The organism is Streptomyces sp. NRRL F-5123 (assembly GCF_000721495.1).
Lineage (GTDB): Bacteria > Actinomycetota > Actinomycetes > Streptomycetales > Streptomycetaceae > Actinacidiphila.
Genome location: NZ_JOHY01000027.1, coordinates 42737 through 67535, shown reverse-complemented (window position 1 = coordinate 67535; position 24799 = coordinate 42737). Strand labels below are relative to the sequence as shown.

The window sequence follows — 24799 nt, the reverse complement described above, 5'->3', positions numbered from 1 at the left end:
GATTCACCCCTTCAGCCCCGTGGTGGCGATGCCGCGTACGAAGTAGCGCTGGCCGAGCAGGAAGATGACCAGGATCGGGACCACCGAGATGACCGACCCCGTCATGATCATGGCGTACTGGGCGTCGTACTGGCCGATGAACTGCCGCAGGCCGAGCTGCACGGTCCACAGGTTGTTGTCCGTCAGGTAGATGAACGGGCCCATGTAGTCGTTCCACGTGGTGACGAAGGTCAGCAGGGCCAGGCTGGCCAGTGCGGGTTTGGACAGCGGCAGCATGATCCGGGCCCAGATGCCGTACTCGCTCAGGCCGTCCAGCCGTGCGGCCTCGCTGATCTCGTCCGGGATGGTGAGGTAGAACTGCCGCATCAGGAAGACCCCGAAGGCCCCGAACGCCTGGATGAGGATCAGCGACCAGCGGGTGTTCACCAGGCCGAGCTTCTGCATGATGATGTACTGCGGCACCATGTACGCCTGCCAGGGCACCGCGATGGTGGCGACGTAGCCCATGAACAGCGCGTCGCGGCCGGGGAAGCGGATCTTCGCGAAGCCGTAGGCGGCGAAGCTGCCGGTGAGCACCTGGAGGAAGGTGATCGCCACGCTGAGCACCAGCGAGTTCTCCAGGTAGGTGGCGAGCGGTATCTGTTTCCAGATGTCGGTGAAGTTCTGCCAGTGGTAGCTCTTGGGGATCCACTGGATCGGCACCGTGAAGACGTCCCGGTCGGCCTTCACCGAGGAGATCGCCATCCACCCGAAGGGCAGCAGGATCGCCACGGCGAGTACGACCAGGAACACGTACATCACTGCCTGACCGGCGGTGCGCACCGCCTGGCGCCGGGCCGCGGCGGCGTACGGGGTGGGTGCGGGCGCGGCAGGAGGGCGGCTCTTGCGCAGCACGGTGGTGTTCATCGTTCGCTCCTGCGCTGGAACTGGAACTGGACGAGCGTGACGACCAGCACGATCACGAACAGCGCCAGTGAGATCGCCGAGGAGTAGCCGAACCGGCCCTGCGTGATGCCCTCGCGGAAGACCAGCTGGGAGAGCACCAGGGTGGAGCGGCCGGGACCGCCCTCGGTCATCACCTGCACGAGGTCGAAGACCTTGAAGCTGGAGATGGTGAGCATGATGGTCACGAAGTAGGTGGTGGGCCGCAGCCCCGGCAGCGTCACGTGCCGGAACCGCGCCCACGGGCCGGCGCCGTCCGTCCGGGCCGCCTCGTACAGCTCGGTGGGGATGGTCTGCAGGCCGGCCAGGAAGAGCACCATGTAATAGCCCATGTCGCGCCACACGCTGGTGAGGATCAGCGCGGGCAGCGACCAGTCGGTGGAGGCGGTCCACCCCGGCGGGTGGGACCAGCCCAGGTGCCGCAGCAGCTGGTTCACCGGGCCGATGTCGGGGCTGAGCAGCATGTTCCACACCACCGCCACCGCGACGAGCGAGGTGACGTAGGGGAAGAAGAACGCGGTGCGCAGGATGCCGACCCCGCGGAGCTTCTGGTTGAGCAGCACGGCCAGGCCCAGCGAGGCCGCCAGGGTGAGCGGTATGTGTCCGGCCGCGTACCAGCAGGTGTTGTGCACGGCGGTCCAGAAGTTCTGGTCGTGCCACATCCGGCGGAAGTTGGCCAGTCCGATCCACTTCGGCGAGGAGTACGCGTCCCAGTCGGTGAAGGCGACGGCGAAGGCGCCCGCCATCGGGACGAGCGTCAGGGCGGCGAAGCCCAGGAAGTTCGGGAGGATGAAGCTCCAGCCGACCAGGACGTTGCGTCGGCGTCGGCGCCGGTCACGGGTGACCGGCGCCGACGCCGCAGAGGAGGGGACCGTCGTCACTGGACTTCGGTCTTCACGCGGTTGTCCATCTCCTTGATGCCGTCGTCGACGGACTTCTCGCCGGTCATCACCAGCTGGTGCTCCTCGGTGAGGATCTGGTCGATGTCCGAGGACTTGTCGCTGACCGGCATCTCCAGCTGCACCTTGCTGGGCTGCATGGCCTGCTTGGACAGGGCGTCGGTCGGCATGCCGGTGACGCCGAAGAACGTGTTCATGACCGAGTCGTCGTGGTACGAGGGAACGATGCCGATCTTCGCCAAGGCCGCGGCACCCTCCGGCCCGGAAGCCCACTCGACGAACTTCGTGGCGGCGTCCGCGTTGCCGGCCCGCTTGTTGACGGCGAAAGCCGTCGGGGAGCCGAAGGTGGTCGTCTTGCCGTCGGCGGCTATCTGCGGCATCGGGGCCATCGCCCAGTCGACGGGGTTCTTGCCCTGCGCCTTCTCCGCCAGCAGTGCGGCGCCCCACCAGGTGCCCATGGGCACCATGGCCGCCTTGCCGGTCGTGAACTGGGCGTCGTAGCCGATCTTCTGGCTGGACGCGGTCGCGAACGGCACGGTGGCACCGGCCTTCTGGATGTCCAGGGCCACGTTGTACTGGTCCTTCATCCAGCTGTAGTCGCCGCCCAGGAGGTCGCCGCCGGTCTGGGCGGAGGAGATGGCCTGGACCACCGAGCGCCAGGTGTGCAGGTACGTGCCGTAGACCTTGGAGGCGCCCGACCCCTTGGTGAGCTGCTTGGAGAGGGTGTCGAACTGGTCCCACGTCAGGTGCGAGAGGTCGGCGTTGCCGACCAGGGCCTTGTTGTAGTACAGCACCCAGAAGTCCTGGCGGTAGGGCACCGCGTAGTACTTGCCCTTGAGGTCGAAGTCCTCCAGGCCGGAGTAGGACGCCTTGTCCGGCAGCTCGGTCACGTAGTCCGTGAGCGGGCGGAGCTGGCCGCGGCTGGCGTAGCGGGAGTAGTCCGTGACGTTCTTCATCGTCAGCACGTCGGTCTTGTCACCGCCCGCGAGCATCGTGGTGAGCTTTTGCGCGTAGTCCTCCCCGGCGGGGATGTCGACCGGCTCGACATGGATCTTCGGGTACTTCGCCTCGAAGCCGTCGATCAGCACCTTGAACTCGGGGGTGGTCGCGTAGTTCCACACCGAGATCTTGATGGTGGTCCTGCCGTCCGCCGACTTGCCGGAACCGCCGCCGCCGCAGGCCGCGGCGCCGAAGAGCAGCGCGGCCAGTGCGACGGGCAGGACTCTCGCGGTTGTCGTTCTCATGGGATGTGGCTCCTAGCGCTGAGGATTTCCGAAGGGCAGGTCGACAGGTGCGGGTGATTGCGCGAACAGCGGGTCAGGCGCTGCGGCCCAGTGCCCAGTGCTCGGCGGTGATCTCGGCTCTCAGTGGCTGGTCGGTCGTCCAGCGGGCCAGCTCGTCGAGGGTGTGGTCGGTGAGCCGACCGATCTCGCTGCCCAGGGAGCCGGCGATATGGGGCGTCACCATAACGTGTGCCAGTCCCCGCAGCGGAGAGTCGGTCGGCAACGGTTCAGGATCGGTGACGTCGAGGATCGCGAACAGCCGGCCGCTCGCGCACTCCGCGGCCAGCGCGGCGGCGTCGACGAGACTGCCTCGCGCGGTGTTGATCACGGTGGCGTGGTCCGGCAGCCGGCGCAGCTCCGCGGCCCCGATCAGATGCCGGGTCTCGGCCAGTTCCGGGGCGTGCAGGGTCAGGACGTCGGCCCTGGGCAGCAGTTCGTCCAGCGGCACCAGGGCGGCGCCGGCCGCCGCGACCTCGGCGGGGTCGGCGTGCGGGTCGGCGACCAGGCAGGTCGTCCCGTCCAGCAGTCCCAGCAGGTCCACGACCTTGCGCCCGATCCGGGAGAAGCCGACGACACCGACCGTGCGGCCGAAGTTCGACAGGTCGCCGTAGCCGGTCACGCTGCCCCAGCCGCCGTACGCGCGCTGCTCGTCGACTGCCAGGAAGGGCGCCTTCTTCCCCGCGAAGATGATGGCGGCCAGGGTGTATTCGGCGACGGGTACGGCGTTGGCGTCGGCCGCGCTGGTGACGCGGATGCCGCGCTGCCAGACCACGTCGCCGACCAGACCGCGTACGCTGCCCGCGCAGTGCAACAAGGCCCGCAGCCGCGGCGCCGCGGCCAGGCGGGCGGGTGTCAGCTCAGGGGCGCCCCACGAGGTGAGCAGCACCTCGGCGTCGGCGAGGCGGGCCCTCGCCGCGCTGCTGTCGAGGTCGTCGGTCCACACCGGGTCGCCCAGCGTCACCAGCGAGGCGAGCCGTTCGAGCCGGCTCCGGTCGAAGTGCGCGTCGAAGCTCGAGCGGCTCATCGCGACCAACGCGTGCGGCCTGGTCTGCATGGGTCGTCGGATCCTTTTCCTCGGAGCGGCTGCTGCACCGGTGTTTCCGATGAGTTCCGTTCCAAATACGTGGGAACAGGGATAGTGGGGTTCGATCGGTGTTCACCAGAGTCCGAACAAATACGTCGTTAAACGTTCAGAAACAATCACATGGAGAGGCGCCTCGATGGGCGACGACCGGCTCTTCGCGCTGCAGCGGCGCGAGCGGGTGATGGACGAACTACGCAGGCACGGCGCCGTCCGGGTGCGCGATCTGGCCAGGCTGCTCGGCGTCAGCGAGCTGACCGCCCGGCGCGACATCGCCGCGCTCGCCTCCCGCGGGCTGCTCACCCGGGTGCACGGCGGCGCGACGCTGCCGACCGAACTGGAGCCGTCCGCCACCGCCGTGCCGTCGCGGCGCCCGCGCGGGCCGGCGGTCGCGTTCACGATCGGCATGGTGGTGCCCTCGCTGGACTTCTACTGGCCGCCGATCGTCGCGGGCGCCCGGGCCTCGGCCGCCGCCCTGGGCGTGCAGATCCAGCTGCGCGGCTCCAGCTACGACCAGGCCGAGGACCGCCGCCAGATATCCCGGCTGATCGCCGCCCAGCAGGTGCAGGGCCTGCTGCTCGCCCCGAACCTGGAGGGGGACGGGGCCGGCGAGATGATCGACTGGATCGGGAACCTCCCCGTCCCGACGATCCTCGTCGAGCGGCAGACCCCGGACTGGACACCCACCCCGCGCCAGTTGGAGTGGGTGCGCAGCGACCACGCCCTCGGCCTGGAGACCGCGGTACGGCACCTGTACGAGCACGGCCACCAGCGGATGGGCCTGGTGCTGTCCAAGGGCAGTCCGACGTCCGCGCATCTGGACGTCGGATGGCGGCGGGCTTGCGCGGCCCTGGGCCTGCCCGCGGAGTTCGTGGTGCGCGAGAGCGTCGCACTCGACGTCCCCGGGCACCGCGAGATCATCGCCGGCATCCTCGAACGCTGCCGTCGGCTCCGCACCACCGCGCTGATCGTGCACAGCGACCCCGACGCGATCTCGATCGCGCAGTACCTCGCCGAGCAGGGGGTGCCGATCCCCGGCGACATCGCCATGGTCAGCTACGACGACGAGGTCGCGCAGCTCGCCGAGCCGGCCATGACCGCGATCCGCCCGTCGAAATCCCGGGTCGGCCGGGTCGCGGTGGAGATGATGGTCGCCCGCCTCATCGAGGGCAGGCGCCGCCCGCCGCAGCGCGTCCTGATCCTGCCCGAACTGGTCATCCGCAACTCCTCGGTGAATTCCGCGGCGCAGATCTGGTCGGCCCCCACGGGGGACACGGCGCCGTACGCGTGACGTGCCCCGGCACGTCCCGACGATCGCGCGGTCCCCTCGGACCGCACGTGTTCGTTGGTGAACGAACGAGTGCGTATACGTTCGCGGTCGTTGACGCGACGCCGTACCGGCGGCTTGGGTGGGCGCACCCCTCCCGAGCCCGCCCCGTACGGAGTCCGCCATGACGGCCGCCCTGCCGCCGGAAGACCGCAGCCGGTCCCCCTTCACCGGCTGGACCCGCGCCCACTGGACCGCGTCGGCCGACGCCTGCCTGGCCGCTGTCGCACCCCACCGCTCCCCGAAGGGCGCGTACATCGACCTGCCCGGCCCGGCCAGCCGCAACGGCCGCCGCTCGGACGGGCTCGAAGGCTTCGCCCGCACCTTCCTGCTCGCCGGATTCCGCGTCGCCGGCGAAGACGGCACCGACCCGGCGGGGCTCCTGGAGCGCTACGCCGAAGGCCTCGCCGCCGGCACCGACCCGTACTCGCCGGAGGCCTGGCCGCGCCCGGACGAGCTGGACCAGGCCAAGGTGGAGGCGGCGTCGATCGCCTTGATCCTCCAGATCACCCGCCCCTGGCTGTGGGACCGGCTCGACGACGGCGTACGCGAGCGCGCCGCCGACTGGCTCGGCGCCGTCGTCGGGCAGCCCTACCCGCCGATCAACTGGGTGTGGTTCCGGATCGTGGTGGAGTCCTTCCTGCGCGAGGCGGGCGGTTCGTGGAGCGCCGCCGACATCGAGGAGGACCTCGCCGTCCACGCCTCGCTGCGCCGGCCCGGCGGCTGGCTCAGCGACGGCCAGGAGCGGGCCTACGACCACTACACCGGCTGGGCCCTGCATCTCTACCCGCTGCTGTGGACGCACGTCTTCGACGTGACCGGGACGCTCTGCCCGCCCGCCCTGCGCCGCCGGTGGGCCGGCGACCTCGGCGCGTACCTGGACGACGCGGTGTGCCTGCTCGGCGCCGACGGCTCGCCGCTGCTCCAGGGCCGCAGCCTCACCTACCGCTTCGCCGCCGCGGCCCCGCTGTGGACGGCCGCCCTCACCGGGACCGGCGACCTCGGGCCGGGCCTGGTGCGGCGGGCGGCCAGCGGCATGCTCCGACACTTTCACGACGCCGGGTCCTTCGCCCCCGACGGGCTGCTGCGGCTGGGCTGGTTCGGGGCGTGGCCGCCGATCCGGCAGGCGTACTCGGGCCCCGGCTCCCCGTACTGGGCCGCCAAGGGCATGCTCGGCCTGATGCTCCCCGCGGACCACCCGGTGTGGACGGCCACCGAGGAGCCGCTGCCCGTCGAGCGGGGCGACGTGGCCCGTGCGGTGACCGCCCCCGGCTGGCTCGTCTCCGCCCGGCGGTCCGACGGCATCGCCGTCGCCGTCAACCACGGCACCGACCACGCCCGCCCCGGCGACACCTCCGGCGACAGCCCGCTCTACGCCCGCCTCGGCTACTCCACCGCCACCCTGCCCCCGCTGACCGGCCCCACGACCGCCGACCCGCTCGACAACAGCGTCGTCCTCCTGGACGGGGCGGGCCGGGCCACCCACCGGAGCGGCTTCACCACCCTCGGCGCCGAACTCCTCCCCGGGGACGTCCTGGTGGGCGCCTCCCGCGGCCCGGTCCGCTGGGTCGACACCGGCCAGGACACCACGCCCGACCACGGATCGGGCCGCACGGGCCCGTACGTCCCCGGTCCGCTCGTCACCGTCGCGTCCGTGCTGCGCGCCGGCACCGAGGTCCGGCTGGTGCGGGTCGACGCCCCGGACGGCCCGGAGCCGTCCTGGCGGGCGGTCCGGCTGGGCGGCTGGCCCGTCCCCGCCGACACGGAGCCCGCCCCGCAGCCGGACGGGGCCGGGGCCCGCGCATCGGTGACCGGCTCGCGGGTGCGCAGCCGGCTGACCGGACTGCGCGGCTTCTCCCTCGCGGGCGTCACGGCCGAGGCCGGCACGAGCCCGCTGGCCGCGTGGACGGCGACCCCGTGGCTGGCCACCGAGGGGCCGCTGCCGCTCGGCGAGGTGCTCGCCGCCTCCGTACGCCTCGACCGGGGCGCCGGGGAAGCGGCCGAGCCCGCCGTGCGCGTACGGGACGCGGGGGAGGGGGCGCACGAGGTCACCGTGGTGTGGCCGGACGGGGTACGGACGGAGCTGACGCTGTCGGCGCCGTAGGGCTGCCGCCTCCGGCCGGACCCGGTTCCGGGCTGCGGCTCCGGCTGCGCAGAGCCACGAGGGAGCCCGCCCCCGCGGTGCCCGCGGCGCGCAGCCCGGCTCGCCGTCCCGTTCCCTCCGAGGCCGCCCCCGCGGTGCCCGCGGCGCGCAGCCCGGCTCGCCGCCCCGTTCCCTCCGAGGCCGCCCCCGCGGTGCCCGCGGCGCGCAGCCCGGCTCGCCGCCCCGTTCCCTCCGAGCCCGCCCCCGACCCCCTCAGGAGCCCCCCGTGACCTCGCAGCCATCCGTGCCGCCCGGGGTGCTGGGCCGCCGGTTCGCCGGCCTCCTCGCGCCCGGCTCCCGCCTGGGCGGATACGTGCGCACCGGCCGGCCGCCCGTGCCGACCGTCGCCGACCGCACGGTGTGGGACGCCGTCGACCCGGTGACACGGGAGCGCATCCTCCACGACGCGCAGGAGGAACTGGCCTGCCCCGCGCCGCAGTTGCTCGCCTCCGACTGGGCCCGCGCCTTCCGTGACGGGGTGCGCACCGCGTACGAGGACCAGGTGGGCCGGCTGCGCGACCGTACCGCCCTGTTCGCCGTCGCGGCGGTCCTCCGCGACGAGTCCGCGCCGGCCGAAACACCGCCGGGCGCTGCCCCCTACCTGGACGCGGCGGCCGACGGCCTGGTGGCCCTGCTGGAGGCGAGCACCTGGTGCTGGGCGCCCCACGAGCGCTTCGCCGCCGGGGCCGGCGACCAGCTCCCCGACCCGGACCGGCCCTTCCTCGACCTGGGCGCCGCCGAGGCCGCGCTGCTGCTGGCATGGGCCGACCACGTGCTCGGCGCCCGCCTGGAGGCGCGGCTCCCCGGCCTGCGCCGGCGGATCCGGCGCGAGATCCGGCTGCGGGTGCTCGATCCCTTCCGGCAGACCAGGGACTGGCACTGGATCGGCAGGGACGGGGACGCGCACAACTGGAACGCCTGGATCCACCACGCCGTCCTGACCTGCGCGCTGCTGCTCGTCGACGACGACGGCGAACGGGCCGACCTGGTACGCCTGGTGGTGGCGGGCCTGGACCTCTACCTGGCCGTGCTGCCGGACGACGGCGGCATCGACGAGGGCGTCGGCTACTGGTGGCTCGGCGCCGGGCAACTGCTGGAGTGCCTCGACCTGCTCGCGACCGCAGGCGGTCCGGCCCTGGACGCGCGAGACCTCCCGCTGCTCGCCGAACTCGCCCGCTACCCGCGCCGGATGCACCTGGCCGGGCACTGGTACGTCAACGTCGGCGACGCCCCCGCGCGGCAACCCGGCCCGCAGGCCTGGCAGTTGCTGCACCGCTGGGGCCTGCTGCTGGGCGCCGCGGACGTTGCCGCGCACGCCGTCGCGCAGGGCCGCGCCGCGGGCTTCGACGCCCACCCCGCGCAGGGCCTCGGCCGCGCCCTCGCGGGCCTGGCCGACCAGCGCTGGCGCACCGCGCGCCGCGCCGGGCCGGCGGCGGGGGCGTCCGGACCGGACCCCGCGGTGTGGCTGCCGCGCGTGCAGCTGCTGGTGGCCAGGGAGCGGCCCGGTGCCGACCGGGACGGCCTGACCCTGGCGTTCAAGGGCGGCCACAACGGCGAGCGGCACAACCACCTCGACGTCGGCTCGTACACCGTCGCCCTCGACGGCTGCCCCCTGGTCGTGGACGTCGGCAAACCCACCTACACCGCCACGAGCTTCGGGCCCGACCGCTACCGGGCCTGGCCGCTGCGCTCCGACTGGCACAACGTGCCCGAGCCGGGCGGCCGCGGGCAACTGCCCGGGGAGCGGTACCGCGCGCGGGGCGCCGACGTCCGGATCGCCGCCGACGGCGCCGCCTGCACGGTGGACCTGGCCGCCGCCTACCCGGCCGGGCTCGTCCGCTCCTGGCGGCGCACCGTGCGCCTGGTCCGGACGGCCGACGGCGCCGGGTACGTGCTGGTCCGCGACGAGGCCGAGCAACTACCCGCTGGGGGCGCGCTGTTGCGGCACGTCCTGGCCGGCGAGGTGGCGGTGGACGGCGACGCGGGCACCGCGCTGGTGACCGCCCGGGGGAGGGCGCTGCGCATCAGCTGGGAGCCGGGCCTGCTCGCCGCCCGCGTCGAGCACCGCGTTCTGGACGACCCCCAGCTGCGCTCCTCCTGGGGCCACTCGCTCACCCGGCTGACACTCGCCACGCGGGATGCCGCGGCAGGGACGGGACTTGACGTGTCGGTCCGCTTCGAGGCCGCGGAGCCGCCGCACTGACCCGGGACCGGGGCCCGCAGAACGGGTCCCGGCCCCCGGGGGGTCAGCTCGCCGCGGTGATCCGCCACTGCTGGCTCGTCGAGTTGCTGTCGCTGTACTGCCCGAGGTCCGCTCCCGAGGCGGTGCGCCCCATGCCGTCCACGAACAGCCCGGTGGCCCGGTTCTTGATGCGCACGTTGTTGCCGTCCGTCAGCACGCTCCACTGCTGGTTGGTGCTGTTGGAGTCGCCGTACTGGCCCACGGCCGCCCCGCTGGTACGGCCCATGCCGTCGAGGTAGAGCCCGGTGGCGCGGTTCCTGATCCGCACGTAGGTGCCGTCGTTCTCGACCGTCCACTGCTCCTCGGCGCGGGTGGTGCTGCTGCTCCACTGGTCGGCGGCCGAACCGTCGGACGTCCGGCCCGCGCCGTCGAGGTAGAGCCCGGTGGCCGCGTTGACGATCCTGACGTACGTGCCGCCGCCGCTGCCGACGCCCCACGCGTACTGGAGGCGGGCCAGCCCCGACGCGTTGACCAGGGACAGCCGGATTCCCGAACCGCTCCCGCTCCGGGTGGTGAGGCTGTACCAGTCGCCGTCCCGCAGGCCGGGCCAGTACACGCTGCCCACGCCGAGGGCGCGCAGCTCGCTGCTCACCCCGCGGACGTAGTCGGCGAAGAACGACCCGCTCGGGATGCTGTAGTCGATGGCGTCGTACTGCACCCCGTTCTTGCTGCCCGGCCCCATCGGCCCGCCCCACTCGGTGGCGACCGTCCGGCTCGCGTAGCTGCCGATGTAGCCGGCCAGGTGGTTCGCCCAGCTCGTCTCGTCCTCGTAGCCCGCGAAGAACGAGTAGTCGTGCACGGCCAGCAGCGTGCTGTTCAGGCGGCTGTCGCCGCCGACCGCGGCGACGTTCTGCGCGTCGCCGGCGCCGTCGAGGATCACCCGGCCGCGCGGCACGCCCGGATACCTGGTCAGCCAGGCGTTGTAGAAGTTGTCGAGGTCGGACGTGCTGTACGCGTAGGGCTCGTTGATCACCTCGAAGTAGGCGTTCGGGTTGCTGCCGTACTTCGCGACGATCGTGTCCCACATCCGGTAGAAGGCGGCGGTGTCCGTCGGCTTGCCGCCGGTGTACGCCCAGTAGGCGAGGATCACCTTGCCCTTGCCGAGCGCGGAGTCGATCGCGCCGGTGTACGTCCCCCAGTAGTTCGACACCGTCGGCTCGTTGACCGGCATCCGCACGGTGTTGGCGCCGGTGGCGGAGTACAGCTGCCCGACCACCTGGTCGGCCACCGCGCCCGCGGACGCGTACGTGTCCGACGCGCCGAGACCGGAGACGTAGAGGACACCGTTGACGAAGTTGTCGCGCTGGTCGGCCCAGTTCACGCCCTTGAACTGGGTGGTGGACGCGTGCGCCGGCGCGGACCCGACGCTCAGGGTCCCCGCTGCGGCGAGAGCGAGTACGGCGAAGACCTTGCACAAGGTCGACAGCACCCTGCGGTGCAGCGGTTGGTGCGAAAGCCCCATTGACGTCATCCCTTCGGCGGCTCGTCCGCGGGGGACCGGCCCACGCGGTCAAGCACTGGGATAGTGGGCGCGCCGCCGGCTCCGCTACGCCCCGATCCGACTAGCTCAGGAACGTTGCCATGCGTACAACCCCCGATGCCCGCTGCGGAGTTGTCGCCGGATGCCCCCGCCCGCCGTACGCCTCACGGCTCACAGGACCGTGAGGGGCTCCGTGCGGCGAACGGTGGAACTCGGTCGGATTGGAGTGACCCCCGAGATTCCGACACTCGTCTCGGCGACAGTCGCCTTGAGTGCGTTGTGGCAGAGCGAGTCCCTGTTCGACGGGCAGGGGCTTCTTCGTGTGCGGGCGTGAACGTGGAGGGTTAGGTCCTGTCCGGCGGATCATTTCGGGCGTGCAGGCGGGCCTCATACGGCTGAGTTGTCGTGGGCCGCAGCAGTCACGCGAACGACGGCCACCGGTCGGCGGCCCACTCCCGCCAGTCGACCCAGCCGGGCGGGGGGCCAGCGACCCTGCGGCCCTCCAGCTCCGCCGCGTCGGGCTCCTCAAAATGCGCCCGCCCGTGCAGGATGTCGGCCTCGGACATCGGCAACGTCTCCTGGGGGGTGGTAGCCCAGCGGTGGGCGATACGAGCGCGTTGGGTCTCGTCGTCCACCGGCAGGTAGACCATGTGGAAGCACGCCTCCTCGGCCTCCGCCAGCCAGCGGATCGCAGACCGTTCGTCCCGTGACCAGCAGCCGTAGTCCACGACGACATTGGTGCCCAGTCTGAGCGCCTCCAAGGCGAGCCAGAGCATGCGCCCCTCCAGCACGTCGCGCTTCCCGTCCGCCTCCCCCTCGCCGAACAGGGGAATCATCCAGTCGTCGGGCGTCAAACGCAGCGCGCCGTGCTCCGCGGCGAGCTGCCGAGCCCGCGTGGTCTTTCCGGCCCCTGGCAGGCCGACCATCAGGAACAACCTGGTCACACCCAGATCGTGGCAGGGAAGCCAATCAGGCGACCACCGTTTTATCTGCCCGGTCACAGGCTGAGCCACAGGCGGATGGAGGCCACGGTGACAGTGCCGTGGAAGACGTAGGCGCGCTTGTCGTAGCGCGTAGCCACGGCGCGGAAGTGCTTGAGCCGGTTGATCGTGCGCTCGACCTCGTTCCGGCGCTTGTATCTCTCCTTGTCGAAGCCCGCAGGCCGGCCTCCTCGACTTCCTCGGTGCCTGCGGTTGGCCCGCCGGTCCTTCGGTTCCGGGATGGTGTGTTTGATCTGGCGTCTGCGCAGGTAGCGGCGATTGCGGCGGGAACTGTATGCCTTATCGCCGCCCAAATGGTCGGGACGGGTCCGTGGATGCCCACCGCCGAGGCGCTTTACCCGGATGCGTTCGAGGACCGGGATCAGCTGCGGGCTGTCGCCCCACTGACCAGGAGTGATCAGCAGCGCCAGGGGGCGGAGGCCGCCTTCCCCGGCAAGGCGGATCTTGGAGATCAGACCGCCGCGCGAACGGCCGAGTCCTTCGTCGGAGCGGTGCTGCCGAGGTGTCGATCTCCGCTTCGGAACTAGCGGCGTCCTGCGCGGAGCTCCGGCAGCGTGCTGATGGGCTCGGCACGAGCTGGAGTCCACGCTCACCATGCTCCAGTCGATCCGGCCCCGGGCGTCGGCATCGGCCTGGATGGCTTGCAGGATCCGATCCCAGGTGCCGTCCGCCGACCACCGGCGATGACACTCATAGACCGTCTTCCAGCTCCCGAACCGGTTCGGCAGATCCCGCCACGGGACTCCCGTGCGGATCCGGAACAAGATCCCATTGATCACTGTTCGGCGTTCGTTCCAACGCCCGCCCCGGTCCCCGGACTTCGGCAGATGGGGCGTAAGTCGCGTCCACTCATCATTCGTCAGACCGCCCCGCCCCACGTACCGAACAATGGTCCCCACGCGAGGCGATCGTCACATGATCCGCCAGGACCTAGGGGCGGGCAGCGGACGGCTTGTTGTGGATCGAGGTGGAACCCGGGGGAGACGGCACAAGGACCTTGGGAGAGGAGTGGGTCGGAGGGGGAAGCGGGTGGGCAGCGCGCTCGGTGCGGAGCCACGAGTAGCCGTCGGCAACGGCCGGTGACCGAGTGATCGGCTGACCCTCTGCTCCCGCAAGGGGCGCCCGGCGACATGCCGTCGGGCGCCCGCCCTCGTCATGGAGCCGCCGAACCCCTCGGCGGCCCGTTCCGGAGGATCGGGGCGGTGGCGGTCGGGTGGCTCGCGGCTACTCGGTGAACGCCGTGAACGAGAGGGCCTTGTCAAAACGACGGGCGGCGAGGTCTTCGTCGCGGATCAGGAAACGCCCCTCGTAGATGTCGCGTTGCCTGCTGAACTGCGCGAGCGGCGTCCACTCGCGCCTGTTCACCCCCATCCTTTCCTCCGGGGTGCCGTACGGATGGCCGACGTCCTTGGTGTATCCGCCGATGGCCACGAAAGGGCCGCCCTTGGGCTTCGGCCAGAGCTCTTCGACCAGGGCGCAGAGCTCCTCCTCGTGCGGCAGGACGCAGTCCACGTACTCCTGGCTGTCCGACACGTGAGGCCAGTATGCGAACCAGGGCAGGACCGGTGTCACGGTGGCGAAGAACGTGGTCTCCTCCCCGACGAAGGGGTCCCCGGCGTCCTCGTAATCGCCGTACTCGGGTTCCTCCGCCGTCACGGTCCCGGTTCCGGCCGGCACGTACACGACCCGCGCGTACTGCTGCTCGCGGACGACGTTCTCGGCGTCTTCGGCGCACTCGTCGAGGTGCACCTCGTATGCGGCCGCGTGGTGCAGGAAGAAGAGCAGTGAACCGTCCGCGGGCAGGGCGAGGCCGTCAACCCGGGGCAGCGCCGCACAGTCGTACGAGGCGACGAACGGCAGCGGCCCCGACTCGGAGGACGGCCACTGCATGCCCACCGGCAGCCGGGGCAACCCGCCGCGCTGCCCGACCGGAACGCCGCCGTAGACCGGGTTCGTCCAGATCCCGAACCGCAACAGCCCGGCGAACTCGCCGACCTCGTCCTCCGGAACGCCCCGCTCGATCGCCGTGCGCCCGAACCGCTGTTGATAATCCATGGCGGGATACTGCCAGACCCCCGTGGCTGCTCCCCGCTCGTCGCCCAGGCTGCGGCACGTAGCAGTACATCCCATCATTGCGGAAGAGATCGGATAGCTCCACATGTCCGCGCATGCACCCCCTCCGCAAATGCGGAGTTGAGACGGGGTGATCCATGAACTTCCTCCCGGGGGATGGACAGTTGGGTCAGCCGGCTCTATAAATTCATCCTATGTCTAGCGTTTGCCATGGCAGCGAGGACATCTCCTTGACACACGACGACGGGTGGTCGCCATGGCGCGCCGAGACAGCCCTCCGGGGCGTCCTCACCCTCGTGAGGTGTCTCGCGTAGTGGATCGGCGCCCTCGACGATCGAAAGGCAGGCATTCCCATGGAACGAAGAGACTTTCTCGTTGCCTCCGCAGGCGCGTCCGCCGCACTCACCGTCGGCCTCCCGCCCGCCGTGGCGGCCGCGGCACCGCAGAGCGCCTCAGGAACGGAGGATGCCGTCACTCCTGAGGCATCCCGCCTCGCCCTCTGGTACGACAAGCCCGCCGGTGAGTGGCTGGAGGCGTTGCCGCTCGGCAACGGCCGCCTCGGCGCCATGGTGTTCGGCGGAGTGGACACCGAGCAGTTCCAGCTGAACGAAGACACCCTGTGGGCGGGAGGCCCCTACGAACCCGCCAACCCTCAGGGTCTGGCGAACCTCCCCGAGATCCGGCGCCGAGTCTTCGCCGGCGAGTGGGGATCCGCTCAGGACCTGATCAACTCCACCTTCCTGGGCAGCCCGGTCGCAGAGTTGATGTACCAGACGGTCGGCAACCTGCGCCTGACGATCCCGGGCACAGGTGCGGTCAGCTCCTACCGTCGTGAACTGGACCTGGACACCGCCGTAGCCACCACGGCGTACGTCCGCGACGGAGTGGCGTACCGTCGCGAGGCGTTCGCCAGCCATGTCGACCAGGTGATGGTGGTCCGGCTGACCGCGGACACCCCCGGTGCCCTGTCGTTCACCGCGACCTTCGACAGTCCGCAGCAGGCCCAGACGTCCTCCCCGGACCGGATCACCGCCGCTCTGGAGGGGACCGGGCAGACGCGTGAGGGGGTCACGGGCGGGGTCCGCTTCCGCGCCCTGGTCCGTGCCCGTTCCGAAGGGGGCGTCGTGCGCAGCGAGAACGGCACGCTTGCCGTGGACGGGGCCGACGCGGTGACCCTGCTGGTGTCCGTCGGCACCAGCTACAACGACTACCGGGACGTCTCGGGCGACCACCGTGCCCGCGCCGAGCGCCCGCTGAACGCCGCAGCCGACACCCCGTACGGGCAGTTGCGCTCCCGGCACGTGCGCGACCACCGCGCGCTCTTCCGCCGCGTCACGCTCGACCTCGGTACCACGGAGGCGGCGGCGGCGCCGACCGATCGGCGGGTGGCCGCGTTCTCCCAGACCGAGGACCCGCAACTGGTGGCCCTGCACCACCAGTTCGGCCGCTACCTGCTCATCTCTTCGTCCCGGCCCGGTACACAGCCCGCCAACCTGCAGGGCATCTGGAACGACCAGCTGTCCCCGCCCTGGAGCTCCAAGTACACGATCAACATCAACACGGAGATGAACTACTGGCCCGCGCCCACCACCAACCTCCTGGAGTGCTGGGAGCCGATCTTCGCCCTCCTCGACGACCTCGCCCAGGCCGGACAGAAGACCGCCAGGGTCCAGTACGGAGCCGACGGCTGGGTCGCCCACCACAACACCGACGTCTGGCGCGGCACCGCGCCCGTGGACGGAGCCTTCTGGGGGATGTGGCCCACCGGCGGCGCATGGCTGGCCACCTCCGTGTGGGAGCACTACCGCTTCACCGGCGACACCGCGGCCCTGCGCCGCCGGCTGCCCGTCGTGGAGGGAGCGGTCCGCTTCTTCCTCGACGCGCTGGTCCCGGACCCCACCACCGGGTACCTGGTGACCTGTCCGTCCGTCTCGCCCGAGAACGCCCACCACCCCGACGTGTCCGCATGTGCGGGCCCGACGATGGACAACCAGATCCTGCGCGACCTCTTCGACGGCTACCTCGCCGCCTGCGACGCGCTCGGCACCACCAGCCCGTACGCCGACCGGGTGCGCCAAGCCCGCGCCCAGCTGCCCCCCATGAAGATCGGCGCCCTGGGACAGCTGCAGGAGTGGCAGCAGGACTGGGACGCGGGTGCGCCCGAGCAGCAGCACCGCCACATCTCCCACCTGTACGGCCTGCACCCCAGCAACCAGATCACCAAGCGCGACACCCCGGAACTCTTCCAGGCCGCACTGAAGACTCTCGAGATGCGTGGCGACGACGGCACCGGCTGGTCCCTCGCCTGGAAGATCAATTTCTGGGCACGCGCGGAAGACGGCGCCCGCTCCTACAAGCTCCTCACCGACCTCCTCACCACCGACCACACGGCCCCGAACCTGTTCGACCTGCACCCGCCGTTCCAGATCGACGGCAACTTCGGCGCCGCCGCGGGCGTGGCCGAATGGCTGCTCCAGTCCCACACCGGTGACGTCCATCTGCTGCCCGCCCTGCCGCCGCAGCTCCCCGAGGGCCGGGTCACAGGCCTCCTCGCCCGCGGCGGCCTCACCGTCAGCCTCGACTGGCTCGACGGAGCGCTGACCCACGCCCACCTGGCGGCGCGCCAGGGCGGCACCGTCCGACTGCGCACCGCCGCCCCGGTCGCCGTGCACTCCACAGGCGGCGCCGGCCCAGAAGTGACGCGCCCCGAAAGCACTGTTGCCGTGTTCGAGACCGAGGCAGGCGGGGAGTATGTGATCACGCCTCTCTGACGTCTCTCTGACACCTCGCGGGGCCGTCTGCGCCGAGCGTCGCTGATCGGCTGACCTCGCGATTCGTCCGGGGTTGCGCCCGGACCGCCACCGGGAAGCGAAAGTGCCTTCTGAGCTGGAACGATGAGGCTTGTCCAAGGTCCAGTCGTACCAGCAGGAAGGCACTTTCCGCGGGCACAGGCGGGACCGTCCGCTTCCACGTGCAGGTGAGGCGGTGGTAGGCCGCCTGGCCTGCGGCGGAGGGGCGTGGGGCCTCAAGGCCCGCACCCGGTCCGCAACCGTGCTGACGCGTGGTCAGCGCGGGGTGCCGACCGGCGGGCACTGACGCCGGTACGCCCCGCTCCGTTTCCCCGCGCACCCGGGAAGGATCGCCACCACGCGGAGTGGTGCCAACTCTTGTCCGCGAGGTACGCGGACACTACGCTCTGCCCGTCCGCACCACCGGTTGTGTCACGCAATCCCCCCACCTCCCGACACGGCGGACACATGTTCTTCTCCGAAGCATTCCGGCTGTTCCCCGGGAGGACCGACAAGAATGGCACGAACTGTCAGACGTTGGCTCACGACAGGGGCGGGGATTTTCGCCCTTGCCGCGGCGGGCACCCTCGCGGTGCCGGCCACGGCCCAGGCCGCCTATCCACAAGTCAGGCCGACCGTCGCGGACTTCACCCAGCTCACGACCAGTGACACCCCGCCGACCCAGGCTCAGTGCGCATCGGTCAACCGCAGTTGCTTCTCGCCCCAGGCGATACGCGCGTCGTACAACGTGGGGCCGCTGCACGCGCAGGGGCTCGACGGCCGCGGTCAGACGATCGCGATCCTCGACGCGTACGGCAGCGACACGATGGCCCACGACCTGCACGTCTTCGACCAGGCGTTCGGTGTGGCACCCATGTGCGGCGAGGAAGGCGTGACGTGCGCGCCGGGCATGCCGACCTTCAGCGAACTGCACCTCCAGGGCAGCCCCGCCACCAAGGCGCCGCCGCCCACCAGCAAGGGCACCGGGCAGGAGGACAAGAGCGCCTGGGCCCTGGAGGTGGCGCTCGACGTCGAGACGGCCCACGCCATGGCACCCGGTGCGAACATCCTGCTGGTCGCCACGTCGACCGCTGAGACCCTCGGCGTGCAGGGCTTCCCGCAGCTGATGGCGGCCGAGGACTACGTGGTGAAGAACCACCTGGCCACGGTCATCTCGCAGTCCTTCGCCTCGACCGAGGAAGCCTTCCACAACGCGAACTCCCTGCAGTCCCTGCGGTACGCCTTCCAGGACGCGGCCGCGAACGGCGTCACCGTCCTCGGCTCTTCCGGTGACGGCGGCACCGCCAACTCCATGAAGACACCGGTCGGCAAGGGCGGAAGCGACATCCCGTATCCGACCGTCGACTGGCCGGCCTCCGATCCGCTGGTGACCGGCGTGGGCGGCACGAACCTGTGCACCGCCCCCCAGAACACCACCTCGCGCGTCGTCGACAGCACGTCCGCGGCCGCCTGCCGCACCACGCCCGGCCAGGCGGAGACCGCGTGGGTCGGCTCCGGCGGCGGCTACAGCCACGTCTTCGCCAAGCCGGACTTCCAGAGCGGCGCCCTCCCGGCCGGCAGCGCGGCCATCGGCACGATGCGCGGTGTCCCCGACATCGGCCTGCAGGCCGCTCCCGGCACGGGCGCCCTGGTGTTCCTCAGCCTGCCGCCGGACGGCCAAGGCGGCCTGAAGTGCGGTACCACCGCGTGCAGTACCGGCTGGTACGACATCGGTGGCACCTCGCTGGCCTGCCCGGAGTGGGCCGGCCTTGTCGCGATCGCCGACCAGATCCACGGCGGCGGCCTCGGCCCGATCAACGCCGCCCTGTACCAGCTCGGCGCCAACCCCACGACGTACGCGGCGGACTTCAACGACGTGACGGTGGGCAACAACCAGGCCGACCCGACCGTCCCCGGCTACTCCGCCGGTCCCGGCTGGGATCCGGTCACGGGCCTCGGCACCCCCGACGCGGCGAAGCTGCTGCCCGACCTGGCGGCCGCGATCGGCTGACCGCCCCCGGCCCCGCCGTCCCTCCTGTCTCCGCACGGGGTGGCGGCGGGGCCCTTTTGCGCTCCCGGCCTGTGTGCAGCACACGGGGAGGGAGGAGGGTGGACCGGCGTCCTGGAGCTCCCCGTGCCCGTATGCAGGTGGCGGGGCAGGCGCCCTCAGCGGCTTGCCGTCTCCGCCACCGGCTGTGCGGCCCGGCCCGCGTCGCGTCGGGCGACCTCGGCCCGCACCAGGGGAATGACGTACCGCCCGAAGTCGACGGCGTCACCCAGCAGGTCGTAGCCACGGGCCGAGATGATGTCGACGCCGAGGTCGATGTAGTCCAGCAGGGCCTGCGCGACGGTCTCCGGCGTGCCGACCAGGGCGTTGGAGTTGCCCGCGCCGCCGGTGACCGCCGCTGTGCGGGTCCACAGCGCGCGGTCGTAGCGCTCGCCCTGCTCGGCGATGCCGATCAGCCGCTGCGATCCGGTGTTCTGCGGGGCGTCGCCGCCGCGCCGCCGCCAGGTGCCCGCCGCCCGGCGCTGCTCGATGGCGGAAACCGTGCGGTGCGCCTTCTCCCAGGCCAGCTCCTCGGTCGGCGCGATGATCGGCCGGAAGGCGACCTGGATGCGCGGCGGAGTGCTGCGCCCCGCCGCCAGCGCGGCGGCCTTGACCGCTTCGATCTGCTGGGCGGTCTCGGCCAGCGGCTCGCCCCACAGCGCGTAGATGTCGGCGACGGCGCCGCCGGCCGCGTAGGCGGCCGGCGACGAGCCGCCGAACGAGACGTCCGGGTGCGGTTGCCGCACCGGGAAGACGTCGGAGACGTAGTCGTGGAAGCGGTAGTGCGCGCCCTCGTGGTCGAACGCCTCGTGCTCGGTCCACACGCGCTTGACGATCTCGATGTATTCCCGGGTGCGTGCGTAGCGCTCGTCCTTGCCCAGAACGTCGCCCTCGCGCTGCTGCTCGTGGTCGCTGCCGCCGGTGATGAAGTGCACGGCGAGCCGGCCGTCGCTGATCTGGTCGAGGGTCGCGAACTCCCGGGCGGCGAAGGTCGGGTAGGACACGTTGGGGCGGTGCGCGAGCAGGATCTGCAGGCGTTCGGTGCGCGCGGCGATGTACGCCGCGGCGGTACCCGGCTCCGGCGAGGCGGAGCTGTACGCGAACAGCACCCGGTCCCAGCCGTGGTCCTCGTGGGCGCGGGCGAGCCGCAGCGTGTAGTCCCTGTCGAAGGACGCGCCGCTGCGCGGGGTGGTTTCCGAGCCGTCGTTGGTGGCGGCGATACCGAGGAACTCGACGGGCATGGCAGGGGCCTTTCGTCGTGGAAGCGGTGGGTGCGGGAAGGGGGGCGTCGGAACGGGTGGCGGCGTCGGGGCCGGGGCCGGGCGCGTGGCACGCGGCCGGGACCTCCGCCGGCTGTCAGCCGCCCTGCGGGCGCAGTTCGAGGCCGAGGTTCTCGCGCAGCGTCGTCCCGGCGTAGTCGTCGGCGACGATCTTCCGCTTGCGCAGCTCGTGCAGCAGACCGTTGACGACGAAGTCGTGCTCGCGCGGGTCGGCGAGGCCGCCGAGGGTGATGACATCCAGCACCCCGGCCCGGAAGCGCTCCTCCACCGCGTCGGCCAGCTGCTCCGGGGTGCCCGCGGCCGCCCAGTGACCGGTGTCCTGCGCGGCGACGACGAGCTCCCGCAGGGTGTAGCCCTGCCGCGCGTACCCGGCGAAGATGTCCACGCGGCCCCGCCGCCGGTTCACCGACGTGACGTCAGGCAGCAGGCTCTCCGGGAGCTTCGCGTCCAGCGGCAGGTCCGACAGGTCGACGCCGCCGCCGAGCATGTCGGCCACCTGCGCCCGGCCGCGCTCGAAGTCGATCGCCTCGCGGCGCTCGCGCACCAGCCGCCGCGCCTCCTCCTCCGTCGCGCCGTAGGTGGCGTGGAAGGAGCTGAAGATCAGCGGCAGTCCGCCGGGCCGGCCGAACTCCGCGGCCTGGGCCCGGATCTTGCGGGTGAAGTCCAGCGCGACGTCCAGCGTGGGCAGCGAGGTGAACACCACTTCGGCGTACCGTGCGCCCAGCGTCCGGCCCGCGTCGGACTGCCCGGCCTGGAACTGCACCGGGCGGCGCTGCGGCAGCGGCGGGATGTTGAGCGGGCCCGCCACCGAGAAGTACCGGCCACGGTGGTCGATGGGCCGGACCCTGGCGGGGTCGAGCACCGCGGTGCCGTCCGGCCCGCGGGTCAGCGCACCCGGCTGCCAGCTGTCCCACAGCGCGTTGACGACCTCCATCGTCTCGGCGGCCCGCGCATAGCGCTCCTCAGGGTCCGGCAGCCCGCCCGGACCGAAGTTCTCCTCCCCGAGCGAGGAGGTCACCAGATTCCACGCGGCCCGCCCGTTGCTGACGTGGTCGAGCGTGCCGAACAGCCGCGCCAGGTTGTACGGGTGGTGGAAGGTGCTCGACACGGTCGCGATCAGGCCGATCCGCGAGGTCACGGCACTCAGCGCGGACACGAAGACGAGCGGCTCCTGCGAGCCGATCGCTCCTTGCGCTCCGAAGCTCAGCAGGTCGGCGGTGAACAGCGCGTCGATCCGCGCCGCCTCGGCGAGCGCCGCGACCCGCAGCGCGGTGTCCAGCGTGGACCGCTCCGGATCGACGGCCAGGTCGTAGGTCTCCGACACACCGCCGGCTCCGGTCACGGTCTTCAGCGTCCTGGGAGGTGTCGCGCTCACGGGGGCGTCCCTTCTCAACCGGCGGCGCCGTTGGCGTCATGGGGCCGGGGATCGTCGTCTTCTACGGCACTGACCGGCAGCGGGGAGCGCGCACACCGATGCGCGGGGATGCTGCTGCCGGGGGCGTGTGCGCGCGGCGGTGCACACGCGGAAGAGGGGAGAAAGGCGCCGCCGTGGGCGGCGGATCGTCAGCGACAGAGCGTGGTGTGGGTCCGGCACAGGTCGACGTGCCGACGCTTCGTCCAGCCGGGCCGCGTAACCGCGACTGCGACCGACACGACGCGCGATCCCTTCACGACGGCTCCGATCGGCCCGGGCCGCGAGGGCCGGGCACTGCTCCGCGGTCCCGGGTGCGCCCCGGCCGCGTGATGCGGGTGGATGGTGCGGAACGAACGTACGTGCAGGACGGCGGGCCTTGTCAAGGTCCCCTGGCCGCCGCGCCGGTGCGGTGCCGCCCCCGGATCGCCCCGGGGACGGGCCTTCCGCGACGGCGCCACCGCACGACGTGGCCGCCTGCCGCCAACGGCCGGGCCGCGGTTTTTGAACGGCGTGTGAAACCACGGCCCATGGCCGCGGGACATTGGGTACGGGGGCGGACATTCCCGGCGGTCCGTCGTTGACACTGCCTGCCACCGCTGCGAACGTTACGGCCCGAGCCGGAACACCGCCGGCCGCGGCAACGACGCGGCACCCGCACACGGACGATGGTGGCGATATGCGCGCAGGGAACGGGACGGCAGCGTGGCGACGACGTCGCCGTACGTCGGCTTTCCTGGCCTGGCACGTCGATGTGCTCCGCGTCAGCGCCGCTCTCTGTTGCCGCTGATCCGCGCCCCGTACCGCCGCTGATCACCGACCGCGGCTGACGCCCCGTCCGACCCGCGGCCGCCGCGCGATTCCCGCAGCGCCTCCGTCCCCTCCCGCCTGCCGGCGCACCTTCCGTGCACAGCCCTGGCCGTCACCGCACCGCCTCCCCGGCCGGCTCGCCGCCTCAGCCGTGCGGCGCCCCTGCTTCGCGCTGGAGTCACCCGATGAACGATTCGTCCCCGCCTGCCACGGCAGGACCGCCCCCACTCGACACCCCGAGACCGGAACCCCCGTCCGGCAAGCCGTCCGAGGTGCTGTCCGCCCAGCGGGTGATCCCGCTGCGGCACCCGGGGCGCTGGCTGCTGACCGCCGTGGTCCTGGTCCTGGTCGCCCAGGTCGCGCACGGACTGGCCACCAACCCCTTCTTCCAGTGGGACAGGTACCGCTACTGGTTCCTGCGCCCCGTGATCGTCGACGGACTGCTGATCACCCTCAAGGTCGCGGCGTGGAGCGCGCTGTTCGGGCTGCTCGGCGGGATCGTGCTCGCGACGGCGCGGCTGTCGCGCAGCCCGGTGCTGCGCACCGTCAGCTGGGTGTACGTCTGGCTGCTGCGCTCGATACCGCTGATCGTGCTGCTGCTCTTCCTCTACAACTTCGGTGCGCTGTACCGCACGTTGACGCTGGGTGTGCCCTTCGGCCCGGGCTTCGTGCACTTCGACGAGTCGAAGCTCGCCTCCGAGCAGGTGGTCGCGATCGTCGGCCTCAGCCTCAACGAGGCGGCCTTCGCCGCGGAGGTGGTCAGGGGCGGAGTGCTCTCGGTGGACCAGGGGCAGCACGAGGCGGCAGCCGCCCTCGGCATGCCGCGCGGCTACCAGTTCACCCGGATCGTCTTCCCGCAGGCCCTGCGGACCATCGTGCCCGGCTACGTCAACCAGCTGATCGGCCTGGTCAAGAGCACCTCCCTGGTGTTCTACGTCTCGCTGCTCGACCTGTTCGGCCAGGTCGAGTCGCTGGGCAGCACCTACCCGAGCGACGTCGTCCCGCTGCTGCTGGTCGCCACGACCTGGTACGTCGTCCTCACCAGCGTGGTGTCGCTGATCCAGTTCTACGTCGAGCGGTACTTCTCCCGTGGCGCGCTGCGCACCCTGCCACCCACACCGCTGCAGCAGCTCCGTACCCGGTTGCGGGACCTGCGGGCGCGGATCGCGATCGGAGCGGCCGGATGAGCGTCGTCGTCGAGGACAGCGCCGTACCGCGGCCTGCCGCGGTGACCGTCCACAACGCGCACAAGTGGTACGGCACCCACCAGGTGCTCTCCGGCGTCGACCTGAGCGTGCAGCCGGGACAGGTCACGGTGATCCTCGGGCCGTCGGGCTCGGGGAAGTCCACGCTGCTGCGGGCGGTCAACCACCTGGAGAAGCTGGACATCGGCCACGTCAGCGTGGACGGCGAGCTGATCGGGGTCCGGCAGCACGGGGATCGGCTCAAGGAACTCAGCGAGCGGGCCATCCTCGCCCAGCGGGGCCGCATCGGCTTCGTCTTCCAGAGCTTCAACCTCTTCCCGCACCTGACCGTGCTGGACAACGTGGCCGCCGCGCCGGTCGCCTCCCGCCGCAGGAACCGGGCGCAGGCGCAGGAACTGGCCCGCACCCTGCTGGCCAGGGTGGGGCTCGCGGACAAGGCCGACGCCTACCCGCGGCAACTGTCCGGCGGCCAGCAGCAGCGCGTCGCCATCGCCCGCGCGCTGGCCCTGGAGCCCGGCGTGATCCTCTTCGACGAGCCGACGTCCGCACTGGACCCCGAACTGGTCCGCGAGGTCCTCGACGTCATCAAGGACCTGGCCGACAGCGGCACCACGCTGATCGTCGTCACCCACGAGATCGGCTTCGCCCGCGAGGTCGCCGACACCGTGGTCTTCCTCGACGGCGGCCGGATCGTCGAGCAGGGACCGCCCGCCCAGGTGCTGGACCGTCCCGCGCATCAGCGCACCCGCGAATTCCTCAGCCGGGTCCTGTGACCCCGCTGCCCTC

The 24799-nt window shown here is 71.7% G+C and carries 17 protein-coding genes; 7 read left to right on the top strand and 10 right to left on the bottom strand.

The features are described 5' to 3' along the window. Positions 1–3 precede the first annotated feature (3 nt). From IH54_RS0121875 to IH54_RS0121860, 4 genes are all read right to left on the bottom strand, one after another. Positions 4–906 (bottom strand): carbohydrate ABC transporter permease, encoded by a 903-nt coding sequence (locus IH54_RS0121875; RefSeq protein ID WP_031519369.1) that lies wholly within the window; start codon positions 904–906, stop codon positions 4–6. Next, complete coding sequence (locus IH54_RS0121870) at positions 903–1823, bottom strand: carbohydrate ABC transporter permease (protein ID WP_031519367.1); 921 nt, start codon at positions 1821–1823, stop codon at positions 903–905. The genes IH54_RS0121875 and IH54_RS0121870 overlap by 4 nt, the downstream gene beginning before the upstream one ends. Continuing rightward, positions 1820–3085 carry an ABC transporter substrate-binding protein gene (locus IH54_RS0121865; protein ID WP_031519364.1) on the bottom strand — a complete coding sequence of 422 codons (1266 nt, stop codon included), beginning with the start codon at positions 3083–3085 and terminating at the stop codon, positions 1820–1822. The genes IH54_RS0121870 and IH54_RS0121865 overlap by 4 nt, the downstream gene beginning before the upstream one ends. A gap of 73 nt (positions 3086–3158) precedes the next feature. Then, entirely contained in the window at positions 3159–4178 is a 1020-nt protein-coding gene (locus IH54_RS0121860; protein WP_031519361.1) for a hydroxyacid dehydrogenase, read from the bottom strand. A 166-nt stretch (positions 4179–4344) separates the two neighbouring features. Here IH54_RS0121860 and IH54_RS0121855 point away from each other — a divergent pair, with 166 nt between their 5' ends. The 3 genes from IH54_RS0121855 to IH54_RS0121845 all read left to right on the top strand — a co-directional run bounded on the left by IH54_RS0121855 (position 4345) and on the right by IH54_RS0121845 (position 9878). Further along, positions 4345–5496 carry a substrate-binding domain-containing protein gene (locus tag IH54_RS0121855; RefSeq protein ID WP_031519359.1) on the top strand — a complete coding sequence of 384 codons (1152 nt, stop codon included), beginning with the start codon at positions 4345–4347 and terminating at the stop codon, positions 5494–5496. 160 nt (positions 5497–5656) lie between these two features. Beyond that, a complete protein-coding gene (locus IH54_RS0121850; RefSeq protein ID WP_031519357.1) occupies positions 5657–7636 on the top strand; it encodes a DUF2264 domain-containing protein in 1980 nt (659 codons plus the stop codon). Positions 7637–7901: 265 nt separating this feature from the next. After that, a complete protein-coding gene (locus IH54_RS0121845; RefSeq protein ID WP_234343692.1) occupies positions 7902–9878 on the top strand; it encodes a heparinase II/III domain-containing protein in 1977 nt (658 codons plus the stop codon). A gap of 43 nt (positions 9879–9921) precedes the next feature. Here the strand turns inward: IH54_RS0121845 and IH54_RS0121840 are convergent, their stop codons facing one another. The 4 genes from IH54_RS0121840 to IH54_RS0121820 form a co-directional block, all read right to left on the bottom strand. Beyond that, positions 9922–11379 carry an RICIN domain-containing protein gene (locus IH54_RS0121840; RefSeq protein WP_031519353.1) on the bottom strand — a complete coding sequence of 486 codons (1458 nt, stop codon included), beginning with the start codon at positions 11377–11379 and terminating at the stop codon, positions 9922–9924. A 437-nt stretch (positions 11380–11816) separates the two neighbouring features. Next, positions 11817–12341, bottom strand: coding sequence for an AAA family ATPase (locus IH54_RS0121830; RefSeq protein WP_031519351.1), 525 nt, complete (start codon positions 12339–12341; stop codon positions 11817–11819). Positions 12342–12394: 53 nt separating this feature from the next. Then, entirely contained in the window at positions 12395–13276 is an 882-nt protein-coding gene (locus tag IH54_RS43490; RefSeq protein ID WP_078862425.1) for an IS5 family transposase, read from the bottom strand. Positions 13277–13622: 346 nt separating this feature from the next. Continuing rightward, a complete protein-coding gene (locus IH54_RS0121820; protein ID WP_031519346.1) occupies positions 13623–14453 on the bottom strand; it encodes a DUF1963 domain-containing protein in 831 nt (276 codons plus the stop codon). A 371-nt stretch (positions 14454–14824) separates the two neighbouring features. On the opposite strand from IH54_RS0121820, the gene IH54_RS0121815 reads away from it, so the two are divergent. Together IH54_RS0121815 and IH54_RS0121805 are read left to right on the top strand one after the other, a co-directional pair. Beyond that, a complete protein-coding gene (locus IH54_RS0121815) occupies positions 14825–17242 on the top strand; it encodes a glycosyl hydrolase family 95 catalytic domain-containing protein (protein ID WP_043181807.1) in 2418 nt (805 codons plus the stop codon). 535 nt (positions 17243–17777) lie between these two features. Next, positions 17778–19271 (top strand): S53 family peptidase, encoded by a 1494-nt coding sequence (locus IH54_RS0121805; RefSeq protein WP_159011989.1) that lies wholly within the window; start codon positions 17778–17780, stop codon positions 19269–19271. Positions 19272–19426: 155 nt separating this feature from the next. Here IH54_RS0121805 and IH54_RS0121800 read toward each other — a convergent pair whose 3' ends face one another. After that, positions 19427–20548: an LLM class flavin-dependent oxidoreductase gene (locus IH54_RS0121800; protein WP_031519338.1), complete on the bottom strand. Its 1122-nt coding sequence runs from the start codon at positions 20546–20548 to the stop codon at positions 19427–19429. 115 nt (positions 20549–20663) lie between these two features. Further along, positions 20664–21962 carry an NtaA/DmoA family FMN-dependent monooxygenase gene (locus tag IH54_RS0121795; RefSeq protein WP_031519335.1) on the bottom strand — a complete coding sequence of 433 codons (1299 nt, stop codon included), beginning with the start codon at positions 21960–21962 and terminating at the stop codon, positions 20664–20666. A 1031-nt stretch (positions 21963–22993) separates the two neighbouring features. Here IH54_RS0121795 and IH54_RS0121790 point away from each other — a divergent pair. Continuing rightward, positions 22994–23995 carry an amino acid ABC transporter permease gene (locus IH54_RS0121790; RefSeq protein WP_031519332.1) on the top strand — a complete coding sequence of 334 codons (1002 nt, stop codon included), beginning with the start codon at positions 22994–22996 and terminating at the stop codon, positions 23993–23995. Next, a complete protein-coding gene (locus IH54_RS0121785) occupies positions 23992–24786 on the top strand; it encodes an amino acid ABC transporter ATP-binding protein (RefSeq protein WP_031519329.1) in 795 nt (264 codons plus the stop codon). The genes IH54_RS0121790 and IH54_RS0121785 overlap by 4 nt, the downstream gene beginning before the upstream one ends. The last annotated feature ends 13 nt before the right edge of the window (positions 24787–24799 follow it).